The following is a 16934-nucleotide window of genomic DNA, read 5'->3' on the forward strand; positions in this document are numbered from 1 at the left end:
GGGTCAGTTGTTTCGAGAGGGCTGGTTTTGGGGCCGCTTCGCAGCCCAGCGGGAGCAAGCTCCCTCGCCACAGGTTCGGTGCTGGCTATCTTCCTCCAGGCGACGGCGGGTTCCTCATATAACGATGAACCCGCCCCCATCCTTAGGCAGCCTGCGCCACGCAGTGCTCGATCAACGCTTCCAGTTCCTCCTGGTACGCGCGCATCAATCCCTCGACGGTCTCGGCACGGTAGCGGCGGGTGCTGAAGATGCAGCGCAGCGCCAGGCGCCCGTCGTACACCTGCCCCACCACTTCCAGCCAGTTGCCCAACGCGGCATGGGGGCTGTAGCAACTGCCGTAGCTTTCCGCCGCTGGCACCAGCAACGCCTTGTCGTCGAAACTCTGGTCGAACTGCCCCAGGTAGTTGAACGTCACCCGCGCCTGGGGGGCGCGGCCCAGGGTGGCGGCCATCGGCTCGCCGCTCATGTAGCGCAACACGCCATAGCCCAACCCCTTGTTCGGCACGGCGGCCAACTGCCGCTGCACCGCCCGCACCGACGTGCCGATGTCGGCGTCCGGGCTCGGGGCCAGGCGCACCGGGAACATGCTGGTGAACCAGCCCAGGCTGCGGCTCAGGTCGATGTCCTTGACCAAATCCTCGCGACCATGCCCCTCCAGCTGGATCAGCACCGAAGGCTGCTGGCTCCAGCGGCACAACACCCGGCTCAGCGCCGCCAGCAACACGTCGTTGATCTGCGTCTGGTAGACCGCCGGCACCTGTTTGAGCAACTGCTGGGTGTGCTGCTCCGACAGGCTCAAATGCGCGACCGACTGGTACTGCACCTGGTTCTTGCCCCGCAGGTTGTCACACGGCAACTCGCTGCCCGGCTGGTCGATCTGCTCTAGCCACCAGGCTTTTTCCTGGGCCGGATAATCCCGTGCATAGGCCTGCAAGCCCTCGGCCCAGGCCCGGTAGCTGCTGGTGCGAATCGGCAGGTTCGGCGTCTGGCCGTCGCTGTAGGCCGCATAAGCGGTCTGCAAATCCTGCAGGAGCAAACGCCACGACACCGTGTCGATGACCAGGTGATGAATGACCATCAGCACACGAATCTCACCACTGCCCAAGGTCACGTGCGCGGTGCGCCACACCGGCCCGTTGTGCACATCGAGGCTGCGCTGTACCTGTTCGGCGTACAGCTCCAGCTCGGCTTCATCGGCCACCGTGCGCTGCCACAACAAGGGTTCGCTGGCCCACTGCGCCTGCATTTCCTCCAATGCCTGGTAATGTTGCAGGTGACGCCCGCCGACCTCACTGAAGCGCAGGCGCAAGGCGTCGTGCTGCTGCATCATGCCGCGCAACGCCAATTCCAGCGCCGTCAGGTTCAACCCCTGGCGGGCCCGCAGCATCAACGCCTGGTTGTAGTGATGGGGTTCGCTCATGCGCTGGTCGAACCACCATTGCTGGATCGGAATCAGGTTGAACTGCCCTTCGCCCGCCACCTGGGTCACATCCTCGACCGTCACGGCAAGCGTGTTCGAACGCTGGTCGAAAATCGCCTCGATGGTCTGGCCACGCATCAGGTCCCGCAGCTTGAGCTCCATCTTCAGCTCCGGATGGTTGCGTACCCGCGAGACCACTTGCAGGCTGAGGATCGAGTCGCCGCCCAACTCGAAGAAGTTGTCGGTGATGCCCACCCGCTCGACCTGCAACACCTCGGCCCAGACCTCGGCCAACAGCTGCTCATCGCGGTTGCGCCCGGGCACATACTCGGCGCCCTTGAATTCCGGCTCTGGCAGGGCCTGGCGGTCGAGCTTGCCGTTCGGCGTGACCGGCAACGCCTCCAGGCAGATGACCTGGGCCGGCACCATGTAATCCGGCAACTGCGCCCGCAGCTCGGCCTTGAGCCGATCACCGATGGCCATGCCCTCGGGGGTGACCACGTAGCCGATCAGTTGCTTGCCCGAGGCACTGTCGCGGGCGATCACCAACGCATCGCTGACGTCGTCCAACTGTCGCAAGCTGGCTTCGATTTCCCCCAGTTCGATGCGGAAACCCCGCACCTTGATCTGGTGGTCGATACGCCCGACGTAATCGAGCACCCCGTCGACACGCTGGCGCACCAGGTCGCCGCTGCGGTACAGGCGATCGCCCGGCTGGCCGAACGGGTCCGGCACGAAGCGCTCGGCACTCAGGTCCGGGCGGCGGTGATAACCACGGGCGATCCCCTCGCCACCGATGTACAACTCGCCGGCAATGCCCGGCGGCAACGGGTTGAGGTTGTCGTCCAGGACATACAAGGCGCGCTCGCCCACCGCCCGCCCGATCGGCGCGTAGGCGGCTTCGCAACGTTCGCTGGCCGGCACCTTCCACAACATGGGCGTGACCACGGTTTCCGTCGGGCCATAGCCGTTGGTGAAGCATTGCGGGCGCAGCGCCGCCTTCACTTGCTCGAAGGTCTGGTCCGGCACCGCATCGCCGCCGAAGCAGTACACCCGCACCGGCGGTGGCGACAGCTGGCTGTGGGCAGCGTATTCGGCCAGTTGCTTGAGGTAGGCCGGCGGGAAGCAGGCGATGGTGATGCCGTGGCGGTGCAAGGCGTCGAAGGTCTGCTCCGGCGTCCACAGCGCGCCGTCGCGAATCACCAGGGTGCCGCCGCTCAATAGCGTGCTCAGCCAGCGCTCATGGGCGCCGTCGAAGGCGAACGACATGAAATGCAGCTCACGGGTGTGCTCGTCCATGTCATACAGCCCGGCGATGGCCTGGCAATGCATGCTCATCGGCCCGTGCGCCACGGCGACGCCTTTGGGTCGGCCGGTGGAGCCGGAGGTGTAGATCAGGTAGGCCAGGTTGCCACCCAGCAAGCCGCTGTGCGGCGGCAGGTCGCTGTAGCCACGGCTGTCGAAACCGTCGATGGCCTGGCGCGCCAAACCGTCGAACTCAGGCAGGCGCCCCTGCACCCGGCTGTGGGTCAGCAACAGCGCCATGGCCGAATCTTCGATCATGAACGCCAGGCGCTCGGGTGGGTAATCGATGTCCAGCGGCACATACGCCGAGCCGCTTTTCATCACCGCCAGCAGCGCCACGACCATGTCCACCGAACGCTCCAGGGCCACGCCGACCACCACTTCCGGGCCGGCGCCGAGTTCGATCAAACGGTGGGCCAGGCGGTTGGCCCGACACTCCAGTTCGCCATAGTCCAGCGAGTCGTCGCCACACACCAGCGCCGTGGCCTGTGGACGCGACCGGGCATGCCGACCAATCAGTTCCGGCAGCAACTGCGCCTGATAGCAGCCGTTCGGTGCCGCGCTCCATTGCTCGAAGGCCTGCCACTGCTCCAGCGACAAGCGCTGCAGGTTGCCCAGGCACGCGTGGGGCGCATTGATCATCGCTTCCAGGGTGTCTTCCAGGGTCCGGCGGATTCGCTCCACCGCTTCGACACTGAAGGCGTTGCGCAGGAACAGGTACTCGATGGACAGCGTTTCACCCAGGTTGACCGCCAGGTCCATCGGGAAGTTGGTCACGTCATGATTGCGCGACTCGCCGAAACTCAGGCCGGTGTCCTGCTGGTCGCCCAGGCGTTCGTCGATGGGGTAGTTCTCGAACACGATGATGCTGTCGAACAAGCCCTGCCCGCCCAGGCCCGACCAGCGCTGGATGTCCGCCAGCGGTGCATGGGAATGCTCACGCAGGTCCAGGTTGTAGGCCTGCAACTGCTGCAGCCATTGATCCAGCGGCTGCTCCGGGTCCAGGGTCTGGATCACCGGCAAGGTGTTGATGAACAGGCCAAGGATGTTGTCGGCGTTGACCAGCCCCGCCGGACGCCCGGCGACGGTGGCGCCAAAGACCACGGTGTTTTGCCCGGTGAAGCGCTGCAGCAACAGCAGCCACGCCCCTTGGATCAAGGTGTTCGGTGTGATCTGCAAGGCGCGGCAGGCCTGTTGCAGCCGCGCGGTCTGCGCCGCGTCCCAGCGCGAATACAGCGCCTGGTGCCCCGGCAATGCCGCGACATACCGCGGGAACATCGCCTGGTTGAGGGAGGTCGCCTGTTCCAATGGGTCGAGGCGGCTGCGCCAGAAGCGCTCCAGCGCACCCTGGTCCTGGCGTTGCAGCCATTCGATGAATTCGCGGTAGCGACCATTGCGGCTCGGCACCTGCCCATGGGCGTAGAACTGCAACACCTCACCGAACAAGCGCGAACTGCTCCAGCCGTCCATGAGGATGTGATGGCAGGTCCAGATCATCTGGTAACGGTCGTCTTCCAGGCGCAGCAACAGCACCCGTTGCAAGGGCGCACGGCTCAAGTCGAAACCGGCCAGGTAATCGGCGGTCGCCCGGGCGCTGATCGCCTGCTCGCTGATGTCCTGTCCTCGCCAGTCTTCGATCTGCAACGGCAACTCAACGTAACGGTGGACGATTTGCACCGGCGCGCTCAAGCCATCCTGCCAGTGGAAACTGGTGCGCAGGATGTCCTCCCGCTCGATCACCGCGGTCCAGGCCCGGGCGAAACGCTCGGTGTCCAGGCCGTGTACCGGCAGGCTGATCTGGTTGATGTACAAGCCGGAGCTGTCGTCGGCCAGGGTGTGGAACAGCATGCCGTCCTGCATCGGCGACAGCGGGTAGATGTCCTCCACCTGGGCCACGGGCACCGGCAGGCCGTTGAGTTGCGACTGGCTCAGGCGCGCCAGCGGGAAGTCGGAAGGTGTCAGGCCCTGGTGCCCGTCGGTGCAGCAGTGGTCGATCAGTTGTTGCAACGCCACCGCGTAGGCATCGGCCAACTGCTGGAGCGTGGCCCCGTCGAAGACATCGCCACTGAAAGTCCAGTCCAGGGACAACTGGCCGTTGAAGATCCGGCCGTCGAGGGTCAGCCAGTTGCCCAGCGCCACGTCATCGCCGTGCCCTGCGCCACTGCCCTCCTCGCTTGGCACGAACAGCGCCTGCTCATCGAAGCTCTGGTCGAACTGCCCCAGGTAGTTGAAGGTGATGCGCGCTGGCGGCAGTTTTGCCAGCCGCTGCTGGACCGCTTCGGCACCGAGGTAGCGCAGGACGCCGTAGCCCAGGCCCTTGTTCGGCACCGCGCGCAGCTGTTCCTTGATCCGCTTGATCGACTCGGCCGGGTCGCTGGCCGGTGTCAGCAACACCGGGAACAGGCTGGTGAACCAACCGACGGTGCGGCTCAGGTCGATGCCATCGAACAGCTCTTCGCGGCCATGGCCTTCGAGCTGCACCAGGCAGGCCGGTTGCCCGGTCCATTGGCAGACCACTTGCGCCAGGGCGCTGAGCAGCAAATCGTTGACCTGGGTGCGATAGGCCGTCGGCGCTTGCTTGAGCAGACGCTGGGTCTGGGTAGCGTCCAGGCGTGTGCTCACCGAACGGCCATGGGCCGCGGCCTGGCTGCCTTCGGGACGGGCCCGTGGTAACGGCGGCAGAGGCTGATCCAATTGCCCGACCCAGTAATCCAGCTCCTTGTTCAGGGTTTCGCTGTGGGCGTAGTCCTGCAACTGAGCGGCCCAGGCCTTGAACGCCGTGGACTTGCCCGGCAAGGCCGGCGCCTGGTTCGCCCGTAATTGGCGGTAGACGTTTTGCAGGTCTTCCAGCAGCACCCGCCACGACACGCCGTCCATGACCAGGTGATGAATCGCCAGGTGCAGGCGCGAACTGCCGTCCTGCACCGCGATCAGGCTGCAGCGCAGCAACGGGCCGTGCTGCAGGTCGAGGCTGCGTTGCGCCTGGTCGGCGATGGCGACGATCTCGGCGGCGTTCTGGGCGGTGCGCTGCCAGATCTCCAGCGGTGGCTCATCCACGGCCTGATGGCTGGCGTGCCAGCGGCCATCGTCGGCCTGGGTGAACCGCAGGCGCAGGGCATCGTGATGGGCCACCACGTGCCGCAGGGCCTGTTGCAGATGGGCGATGTCCAGAGGTTCGCGCGGGGTCAACAGGACCGATTGGTTCCAGTGGTCGCGGTGCGGGATATCGCTGGCGAAAAACCAGTGCTGCATCGGCACCAGCAAGCTGTCGCCGGTGACCGGTGCCAGGTCGATCACCGCCTCATCGGCCACCATGGCGACCCGCGCCAGGGCCTGGATGGTCTGGTGCAGGAACAGGTCCTTGGGAGCCAGGCCGATGCCTTGGGCACGCGCCCGGCTGACCACCTGGATCGAGTTGATCGAGTCGCCACCCAGGGCGAAGAAGTTGTCGGCGGTGCCCACCCGCTCGACGCCGAGCACCCCTTGCCAGATCTCCACCAGCGCCCGCTCGATGGCGTTGACCGGTGCCGTGAATGCTTCTTGGCGTTCGGCCAGGTCCGGCGCCGGCAGCGCCTTGCGGTCGAGTTTGCCGTTCGGGCTCAGCGGCATGTGTTCCAGGCGGGTCAGGTGCGTCGGCACCATGTGTTCCGGCAGGTTCAGGCGCAAATGGACCAGAAGCGCTTCACGCAGCAGCGACCAATCACCGGTTGCCTCGGCCTGGACGACCACGTAGCCGCTCAGCACCTTGCCGCTGCGGCTGTCCTGGGCCACCACCACCGCTTCGCGCACCGCCGCATGTTCAAGCAGGCGCGCTTCGATCTCGCCCAATTCGATACGGAACCCGCGGACCTTCACCTGATGGTCGATCCGGCCGATGTAGTCGATCACCCCGTTCGGGCGATAGCGCGCCAGGTCGCCGGTGCGGTACAGCCGCTCGCCGGCCACGAACGGGCTGGCGACGAAACGCTCGGCGGTCAGTTCGGGGCGGCGGTGATAACCGCGGGCCAGGCCCTGGCCGCTGAGGTACAGCTCGCCGTTGACGCCGCTCGGCACCGGGTTCAGTTCATCGTCGAGGATGTAGGTCATCAGGTTGGCAATCGGCTCGCCAATCGGCACCGCATCGCGCCCTTCGTCGCGGCAGGTCCAATGGGTCACGTCGATGGCCGCTTCGGTCGGACCGTACAGGTTATACAGCCGGGCATCGGGCAACTTGGCGAACACCTGCTGCTGGGCATCCACCGGCAGGGCTTCGCCGCTGCAGACAATACGGGTCAGGCTGGTGCAACGACTGACGTTGGCGTCGAGCACGAACGCTTGCAGCATCGACGGCACGAAATGCAGGGTGGTGATGCTTTCCCGTTCGATCAGGCTGACCAGCTTCTGCGGATCGCGATGATCCCCCGGTGCCGCGACGACCAGGCGCACGCCCGTCATTAGCGGCCAGAAGAATTCCCAGACCGACACGTCGAAACTGAACGGGGTCTTCTGCAAGACACTGTCGCCCGCCTCCAGGCCATAGGCCTGTTGCATCCAGCACAAGCGGTTGGTCAGCGCGCCATGGCTGTTGCCGGCGCCCTTGGGCTTGCCGGTGGAGCCAGAGGTGTAGATCACATAGGCCAGGTTCTCGGCGACGACCCGGGAAGGTGGGTTGTCGGTGGGATAGTCCCGCAGCCAGGCGTCGTCCCCATCCAGCACCAAGGGGGTGACACCGCCCCCTGTGGGAGCGAGCCTGCTCGCGATAAGGCCCTCACCTTCAACATCACTATTGACTGAACCACCGCCATCGCGAGCAAGCTCGCTCCCACAGGACAGCGGTAGTTGGTTGAGCAACGAGCTTTGGGTCAGCAGCAGCTCGATGCCGCTGTCCTCGATCATGTAGGCCAGGCGCTCCGGCGGGTACTCCGGGTCCAGCGGCACGTAGGCGCCGCCGGCCTTGAGGATCGCCAGCAGGCCGACGACCATCTCCACGCTGCGCTGCACCGCGATGCCCACCAGCACATCCGGGCCGATGCCGCGGGCGATCAAGGCGTGGGCCAACTGGTTGGCGCGGGCGTTGAGCCGGGCATAGCTCAGCGATTGCCCTTCGAACACCAGTGCCTCGGCGTGCGGGTCACGCTCGACCTGGGCTTCGATCAACTGATGCACCGGAACATGGTTCGGGTAGTCGGCGTAGGTGCGGTTCCAGTCCTCGACGATCACGCGCCGTTGTGCCCCGTCCAGCATCGGCAGTTCGGCGATGCGCTGGGTCGGGTTGGCGACGATGGCGCGCAACAGGTTCAGCCAGTGCTCGCCCAGGCGGGCGATGGTGCCCGGTTCGAACAGGTCGCGGGCATAGGTCAACGCGGCGCTGAGGCCATCGGCGTATTCGAAGGTGTCCAGGGTCAGGTCGAACTGCGCGGTGCCTGAGTCCCAGGTCAGTTGTTCCAGGCTCAGGCCCGGCAACGCCGACAGGTCCCGGCGGGCCTCGCTGGCATGGTTGAACATCACCTGGAACAACGGCGTGTGGCTCAAGTTGCGCGCCGGTTCCAGCCGTTCCACCAGTTGTTCGAACGGCAGGTCCTGGTGGGCCTGGGCGCCCAGTGCGCGTTGCTTGACCTGATCGAGCAACTGGTCGAACCGCAGGTTGCCGTCGATGTCGGCCTTGAGCACCTGGGTGTTGACGAAGAAGCCCAGCAGGCGCTCGGTTTCCTCCCGGTTACGGTTGGCGATCGGCACGCCGACGCGGATGTCGTCCTGGCCGCTGTAGCGGTGCAGCAAGGTCTGGAAGCCGGCGAGCAAGAGCATGAACAGCGTGCTGTTGTGTTGCTGGGCCAGGCGCTTGAGGCCTTCGGCCAAAGCCGGCTCGATGACGATGGGCAGCCGTGCGCCCCGATAGCTTTGCTGGGCCGGGCGCGGATGGTCGGTCGGCAGTTCGAGAATCGGTTGTTCGCCGCCCAACTGCTCGAGCCAGTAATCGAGTTGACGTTGTTGCTCCCCCGCCGCCAGCCATTGCCGCTGCCAGTGGCCGTAGTCGGCGTACTGGATCGGCAGCGGCGCCAGCGCCACGGGCTGGCCCTGGCTGAAACCCGCGTACAACTGCAGCAGGTCGTCGACCATGATCTGCATCGACCAGGCATCGGACACGATGTGGTGCTGGGTCAGGATCAGCACATGCTCATCAGCCCCCAGTTGCAACAACTTGACCCGCAGCAACGGACCGCGCTGCAAATCGAACAATCGTCGGGTTTCGGCTTCGATCAAGCCGCGCAAGGCCTGTTCATCGATACCGGCGTCCACCGATTCCACCGCCAGGGTCAGCGGCGCCGGTGCATCGATCACTTGCAGGGGACGCTCATTGTCGAGCACGAAGCGGGTCCGCAGGCTCTCGTGACGCGCCACCAGTGCATCGAAGCTCTGTTGCAACGCGGCACGGTCGAGAGCACCGCGCAAACGCAGCGCGGCGGGAATGTGATAGGCGCTGCTGGTGGGTTCCAGTTGCCAGAGGAACCACTGCCGCTGCTGGGCGAACGAGAGCGCCAGCGGCTGGTCGCGAGGAATACGGGGGATGCTCGGCTCATCATTCGCCGACGCCGTGCCCAGGGCCTCGACAAACGCTCGCAGGCTGTTGTGGGCGAACAACAGGCGAAGCGGCACCTGGACATTCAGTTGCTGGCGAATCCGCGACATCACCTGGGTGGCCAGCAAGGAATGGCCGCCCAGTTCGAAGAAGTTGTCATCCAGGCCCACCCGCTGGACCTTGAGGATATCGGCCCAGATCGTCGCCACCGCCTGCTGCACGGAGGTCTGCGGCGCGACATAGGTTTTCTGCCACTGACTGGCATCGGGCTTGGGCAACTGCTTGCGATCCAGCTTGCCGTTGGGCGTCAGCGGGAAGCGCGGCAACAGCACCACGTGGGCCGGCACCATGTAGTCGGGCAGGTTGACCTTGAGCCCTGCGGTGAGGCTGTCACGCAGGTCGCTCTGGGCGGTGGCGTCCAGGTCATCCAGTTCGGCGGTTGGGACGATGTACGCCACCAGCGCCTGGCCGCCCGGCGCGTCCTGGGCCAGCACCGCCGCTTCGCGCACGCTGCCCTGTTCCAGCAGGCGCGCCTCGATTTCCCCCAGTTCGATGCGGAACCCGCGGATCTTCACCTGGTGGTCGATGCGCCCGAGGTATTCGAGGATGCCGTCGGCACGCTGGCGCGCCAGGTCACCGGTGCGATACAGGCGCTCGCCGGCGACAAACGGATGGGGCACGAAACGTTCGGCGGTCAGCGCCGGACGCTGGAAATAACCCCGGGCCAGGCCCTGGCCGCCGATCAGCAATTCACCGGCCACGCCATAGGGCACCGGCATCAGGTCGGCACCGACGATGTACAGCGTGGTGTTGTCGATGGGGCCGCCCAGCCACGGCTGCGCAGCCTGGGTTTGCAACGGGTGCAGGGCCGACCAGATGGTGGTTTCCGTCGGGCCGTAGAGGTTCCACACTTCACCGCCAAGGGCGAGCATGCGCACGGCCAGTTCCCGGGGCAGCGCCTCGCCACCGCACAGGCACTTGCAGCCGCGCAAACCCTGGGCGTGCTCGTTGTCCAGCAACATGCGCCAGGTCGACGGCGTGGCCTGGACCACGTTGACCTGCTCCGCCGCGATCAGCGCCAACACCGCGTACGGGTCCTGGGCGACGTGTTGGCCGGTCAGCACGATGCACGCGCCGACCATCAGCGGCACGTAGATTTCCAGGCCGAAAATATCGAACGAGAACGTGGTCAGCGACAACGCCCGGTCCTGGGCCGTCATGCCCGGCGCCTTGGCCATGCTCGCGACGAAATTGGTCAGCGCGCCGTGGCGCACCATCACGCCCTTGGGCTTGCCGGTGGAGCCGGAGGTGTAGATCGCGTAGGCCAGGTGCTCCGCATCCAGGCGCGTCGCCGGCGCCTCGCAGGCATAGCCGTCGAGCCAGTCACCCTCCTGGTCCAACACCAGCGTGGTGATGCCAACACCGGCCCCTGTGGGAGCGAACCTGTGGGAGCAAAGCTTGCTCGCGATAGCATCGGCACACCCACCATCACCATTGACTGAACTACCGCCATCGCGAGCAAGCTTTGCTCCCACAGGCTCGCTCCCACAGGGTGCCGAGAATCGGTTGAGCAGCGAGTTCTGGGTCAGCAGCAGCTCGATGCCGCTGTCTTCGATCATGTAGGCCAGGCGGTCCTGGGGGAACGCCGGGTCCAGCGGCAGGTAGGCGCCGCCGGCCTTGAGGATCGCCAGCAGGCCCACCAGCATGTGCGCGCTGCGCTCCACGGCAATGCCGACCAGGACATCGGGGCCGACGCCAAGGCTCTGCAGCTTCCCCGCCAGTTGATTGGCCCGGGCATTGAGTTGGCCGTAGCTCCAGCGTTCGTCGTCGATCACCAGCGCCGGAGCGTCCGGGGTGCGCGCCGCTTGTCGTTCGAATAATTGATGGACAAACCCCGCCTCGGGCGCTGGCGCCGCGTTGCGCTGGCCGTCGTCGAGCTGGGCCTGGCGTTCGGCCGCGTCGAGCAACGGCAGTTCACCGATGCGCTGCGTCGGGTCGGCCACGATTGCCCGCAACAGGTTCTGCCAATGCCCGGCCATGCGCGCGATCGTCTCGGCGCCAAACAGGTCGGTGGCATAAATCAGCCCTACCGAGAGCCCTTCGCTGTGCTCCACGGTTTCCAGGGTCAGGTCGAATTGCGCCGTGTGCGAATCCCAGCGCAGCCCCTCGACTTTCAACGCACCGACCGGCCCCTCGCCCGCCGGGCCTTGGGTCCGGTGGTTGAACATCACCTGGAACAGCGGGCTGTGGCTCAGGTTGCGCTCAGGCTGCAACGCCTCGACCAGTTGCTCGAACGGCAGCTCTTGGTGCGCCTGGGCACCCAGGGCTGCCTGCTTCACTTGTTGCAGCAGGGCACCAAACGAATCCTGGCTCTGGACATCGCTGTCGAGCACCTGGGTGTTGACGAAAAAGCCGATCAGGCGCTCGGTCTCGACCCGGTTACGGTTGGCCGTCGGCACGCCGACACGAATATCGTGCTGGCCGCTGTAGCGATGCAGCAGCGCCTGGAACGAGGCCAGCAGAAGCATGAACAGGCTGACGCCTTCGCGCTGGGCCATGTGCTTGAGGTCGCCAGCCAGTACCGCATCGATGGCAAGTTCCAGCCGCGCGCCGCGATAGCTCATCACCGCCGGACGGGGGAAATCGGTAGGCAGTTCCAGCACCGGTTGCTGGCCACCCAAGCGTGCGGTCCAGTATTCCAACTGGCGTTCACGCTCGCCCGCTTCCATCCAGTGCCGCTGCCAGATGGCGTAGTCGGCGTACTGGATCGGCAGCGCCGGCAGCTCCGGCACGTGGCCCTGGCTGAAGGCGGCGTAGCCGTTGACCAGTTCCTCGACCATCACCTGCATCGACCAGCCATCGGCAACGATGTGGTGCAAGGTCACGATCAGCACATGGTCATCCGCCGCCAACCGCAGCAGGCGCGTGCGCAGCAACGGCCCTTGTTGCAGGTCGAAGAGCTGGCGGGTTTCGGCTTCGATCAACTGGCGCAGCTGGGTTTCGTCCGGCCGTTGTTCCAACGTGTCTGCCTGCAAGCGCACTGGCGCCGCCGCGTGCACCTGCTGCACGACCTGCTCGCCCTGGGTCTGGAAGGTGGTGCGCAGGCTCTCGTGACGCGCCACCAACGCCGTGAAACTCTGCTCCAGCGCAGCGATGTCCAGCGGCCCGCGCAAGCGCAGGGCCGTAGGCATGTGGTAGGCCGCGCTCTCGGGGTCCAGCTGCCACAGGAACCATTGGCGTTCCTGGGCAAATGACAGCGACAACGTGTCGAACTCGGCACTGACGGGCGCAATGGGCAGGTTCGCTGGGGAAACGTTCTCTTCGAGCATTTTCTGCAAGTACAAGCGACGTTTTTCCAGCGGCAGCGTTATGAAGCGCCTGGCAATACGTTGTGCGACAGCGGTGTCCATCAAACCTCCTCAAATTCATCGAGCAGCGCTTCAAGCTTGCTCAATTTCGACGTACTCATGGGTTCGCCGGCAGGCTCGAGTTGCGCCACGAACGCGCCGAGTACCGGGAATTGGAAAATCAGTTGCGGGGTCAAGGTCAGGCCCAGCTCCAGTTGCAGGCGCGAGACCACGCTCACCACCAGCAGCGAATGCCCGCCCAGCTCGAAGAAGTCGTCGCCCAGCCCGACCCGCTCGACCTTGAGCACGTCTTGCCAGATGGCCGCGACCCGGCATTCGAGGTCGCTCTGCGGTGCGAGGTAAGCCGAGTGCAGGGCACGGGTGTCCGGTGCCGGCAAGGCCTTGCGATCGAGCTTGCCGTTGGGGGTCAGCGGCAAGCGGTCGAGGAAGACCCAATGGGTCGGCACCATGAAGTCCGGCACCTGGGCCGCCAGTCGCGCCTTGAGCCGGTCGCTCAGGCTGGCCTGGTCAAGAGGGCTGTCGAGCGGGCTGTCCTGGCCGACCAGGTAGGCCACCAGGTTCGGCCCGCTCACGTCGTCCCGCGCCAGCACCACCGCATCGCGCACATCGGCATCGGCCTGCAGGCGCGCTTCGATTTCCCCCAGTTCGATGCGCAGGCCACGGATCTTCACTTGATGGTCGATCCGGCCGAGGTACTCGATCACCCCGTCCGCGCCGTAACGCGCCAGGTCACCGGTGCGATACAGGCGACCGCCGGCATCTGGCGCGAACGGGTCGGGAATGAAGCGTTCGGCGGACAATGCCGGTCGTTGGTGGTAACCACGGGCCAGGGAATCACCGGCGATGTGCAACTCGCCGACGGCGCCCACGGCGCAAGGCCGCAACGCCGCGTCCAGCACGTAGGTGCGCACGTTATCGATGGGACGGCCGATGGCGATGATCCGCTCGGCGTCCTCTTCGCGGCCGCGCACTACGGCATGGCTGCTGGTGTCGATGGTCGCTTCGGTCGGGCCATAGAGGTTGCGCAGCTCGCCCTCGAACAGCGCCATGACCTGGCGTGACAGGTGCGTGCTCAAGGCCTCGCCGCCGCACAGCAGCAGGCGCAGGGAGGCCAGTTGCTCGCGGGTCGCCAGAGGCAGCAAGGCCTGCAACAGCGAGGGCGCCATTTGCAGCACGCTGATGCGCCACCGCGCCACGTCGGCCCAGAGGGTGGTCAGGTCGAGGTTCAGGTGCGGGCTGGCGAGCACCAGTTGCGCGCCGCTCATCAACGGCAGCCAGAACTCCCAGACCGAGGCATCGAAACTGATCGCGGTTTTCTGCAGGACGCGGTCGGCGGCGGTCAGTTTCAAACAATCCTGCATCCACGCCATGTGGTTGCTCAGGCCGGCATGGCGAAGGGTCACGCCCTTGGGCTTGCCGGTGGAGCCGGAGGTGTAGATCACATAAGCGAGGTGCTCGCCGTCGATGGCCACGCCCGGGTCGCGCTCGCTGTAGCCGGCCAGCCATTGCCCGGGCTGATCCAACAGCAGCGTGGCCACGGCAGCGTCGCCGAACAGCGGCAGCCCATCGGTTTCAGTGAGGAGCAAGGCGATGCCGCTGTCCTCGACCATGTACGCCAGGCGATCCCGCGGATAGGCCGGGTCCAGCGGCACGTAGGCGCCACCGGCCTTGAGCACCGCCAGCAAGCCGACGACCATCTGCACGCTGCGCGACAGCGCCATGCCCACCAGCACATCAGGGCCGATGCCGCGTTCGATCAAGCCATGGGCCAGGCGATTGGCCCGGGCGTTGAGCTGGGCGTAGGTGAGCGTCTCCTGCTCGCTGACCACCGCGACCGCGTCGGGCGTGCTTCGGGCCTGGGCCTCGATCCATTGATGGACCGGGCGCCGAGGCGGTTCCATCACCGAGGTGGCGTTCCAGTCGTGCAGCAGCCTGTCACGGGTCACCTCATCCAGCAGTTGGATGTCGCCCACGCAACCGCCGGCCGGCAGGCTCACCATCTGCGCGAGCACGTAGGCCACCTGCTCAGCCAGGCGCTCGACGGTGTGTATAGGGAAAGCAGCATGGGCATAGGTGAAGTGCAGGCTCAGGATGTCAGTTAGATTGACGGCCAGGGTCAACGGGAAATTAGTCTGTTCCTGGCTGGCCACGCTGCCGAAGCTCAAACCCGAGGGCGCCTGCGCTTGCAGGGCCTGGGACACGGGGTAGTTTTCGAACACCAGCAAGGTGTCGAACAAACCGTCACCGCCCTGCCCGGCCCAGCGCTGGATCTCGAACAATGGCGTGTGCTCGTGCTCGCGCAAGGCCACGTTCTGGCCCTGGATCTGTTGCAGCAGTGCGCTCAGCGCTTGCTCCGGACGCGGGCTGGCGATGACCGGCAAGGTGTTGATGAACAGGCCGATCTGCTGCTCAACGCCCTTGAGCTCGCTCGGCCGCCCCGACACGGTGGCGCCGAAGGCCACGGTGGCGTGCCCGGTGTAGTGCTGCAGCAGTAACAACCAGGTCGCCTGGACGACGGTGTTGAGGGTGACTTTCTGCTGGCGGGCGAACTCGCTCAGGCGTTGGGTCTGCTGGGGCGTCAGGTCGTGGTAGTGGCTGGCGTGGCTGCTTTCCAACGCCGGTTGCAGCGGTGCGACACGGGGCTCGGCCAGACGGGTCGGCACCTCCAGGCTTTGCAATTGCGCCAGCCAGAAGGTTTCGCTGGCCTGGGCGTCGCGGCCTTGCAGCCAGGCGATGTAGTCCCGATACCGCCCGGCCGGGCGCGGCAGGGCCTGGCCGTCGTAGCGTTGCAGGACCTCGCCGAGCAACTGCGAGTTGCTCCAGCCGTCCATCAGAATGTGGTGATGGGTGTAGATCAGGTGATAACGCCGCTCAGCGGTGCGCACCAGCACCAGGCGCAGCAACGGCGCGCAGGCCAGGTCGAAGCCCTGTTCGCGCTCGGCGTCCGCCCGTTCGGCCAGGGCCTGGGTGGCATCGGCACGGGCGCTCCAGTCCAGGGAGGTGAACGGCACTCGCACCTGCTTGTGCACCACTTGCACCGGCCGCTCGCTGCCCTGCCAGATAAAACTGCTGCGCAGGCTGTCATGGGCATCGACCGCCGCTTGCCAGGCCGCCTCGAAACGCCGAGGGTCGAGGCCTTCGATGTCCAGGCGCATCTGGTTGATGTACTGGCCGCTGCCCGCTTCGTACAGGCTGTGGAACAACATGCCTTGCTGCATCGGTGCCAGCGGGTAAAGGTCTTCCACCCCGCGTGCCGACAGCGCCAGGCCATCGAGTTGTGCCTGGGTCAGGCCGGCCAGGGGAAAGTCCACCGGCGTCATGCCCTGGCTCGTCGGGTCGCAGCAATGGGCGATCAACAGCGCCAGCTCACGGGCGTACTCATCGGCCAACCGCTGGATGGTCGCCGGCTCGAACTGTTGCGCACTGAACGTCCAGCCCAGCCGCAGCGCGCCATCGAACACCTGACCGTTGAGCGTCAGCCAGTTGCCCAGGGTGGTCAGCGGGCTTTGCTCGTCGCCGGCGCTTTCGCTGGCCGGGCTGAACAGCGCGCCTTGGTCCTGATCGAAACTGCCGTCGAACTGGCCGAGGTAGTTGAAGGTAATGCGCGGCACCGGCAAGGCTTCCAAGGCCGCCCGACTGGCGTCTTCGCCCAGGTAACGCAGCGCACCGAAGCCCACGCCTTTGTCGGGAATCGTCCGCAGCCCTTGCTTGATCGACTTGATCGAGTCCGCCAGTTCGACCGCCGGCGACAACCGCACCGGGAACAGACTGGTGAACCACCCCACCGTGCGGGTCAGGTCGACGTTGGCGAACAGCTCTTCGCGGCCATGGCCTTCGAGCTGGAGCAACAGGCTGTCGTGGCCGGTCCAACGGCAAATCACCCGGGCCAGGGCCGTGAGCAACAGGTCATTGACCTGGGTGCGATAGGCCGCTGGCGCCTCTTGCAGCAACTGCCGGGTCAAGGGCGCGTCCAGCCGTGTGTGAACGGTGACGGCCTCGCGGTTTTGCCCGATCGCCTCGGGGTCGAGGCACGGCAGGTCGGTCGGTGCGTCGTGCAGTAGCCCTTGCCAGTAGGCCAATTGCTGCTGCAGCTCCGCGCTGCGAGCGTGGGCTTGCAACTGCTCGGCAAAGGCCTTGACCGAGCTGGTCTTGGCCGGTAATTGCAGGGCTTGGCCGGCGAGCAACTGCTGGTAGGCGGTTTGCAGGTCGTCGAACAGAATCCGCCACGACACACCGTCCACCGCCAAGTGATGAACCACCAGCAACAGGCGCTGGCTGCCATCGG

At 65.9% G+C, this 16934-nt stretch carries 2 protein-coding genes (1 of these 2 cut by a window edge); both read right to left on the minus strand.

Annotated features, from left to right (window positions below):
- Positions 1-142 precede the first annotated feature (142 nt).
- The gene (locus tag PBDP_RS20315) at positions 143-12691 is read right to left on the minus strand and encodes a non-ribosomal peptide synthase/polyketide synthase (protein WP_249411814.1); all 12549 of its coding nucleotides are present in this window, start codon (positions 12689-12691) and stop codon (positions 143-145) included.
- Positions 12691-16934, minus strand: the end of a protein-coding gene (locus PBDP_RS20320) for a non-ribosomal peptide synthetase (RefSeq protein WP_212801236.1). The gene runs 6844 nt beyond the window's last position; 4244 of the gene's 11088 nt are visible here — the last part of the coding sequence; its start codon lies off the right edge, out of view; it ends in the stop codon at positions 12691-12693. Before PBDP_RS20320 ends, PBDP_RS20315 begins: the two co-directional genes overlap by 1 nt.

It is taken from the genome of Pseudomonas sp. St290 (assembly GCF_018325805.1).
Lineage (GTDB): Bacteria > Pseudomonadota > Gammaproteobacteria > Pseudomonadales > Pseudomonadaceae > Aquipseudomonas > Aquipseudomonas bijieensis.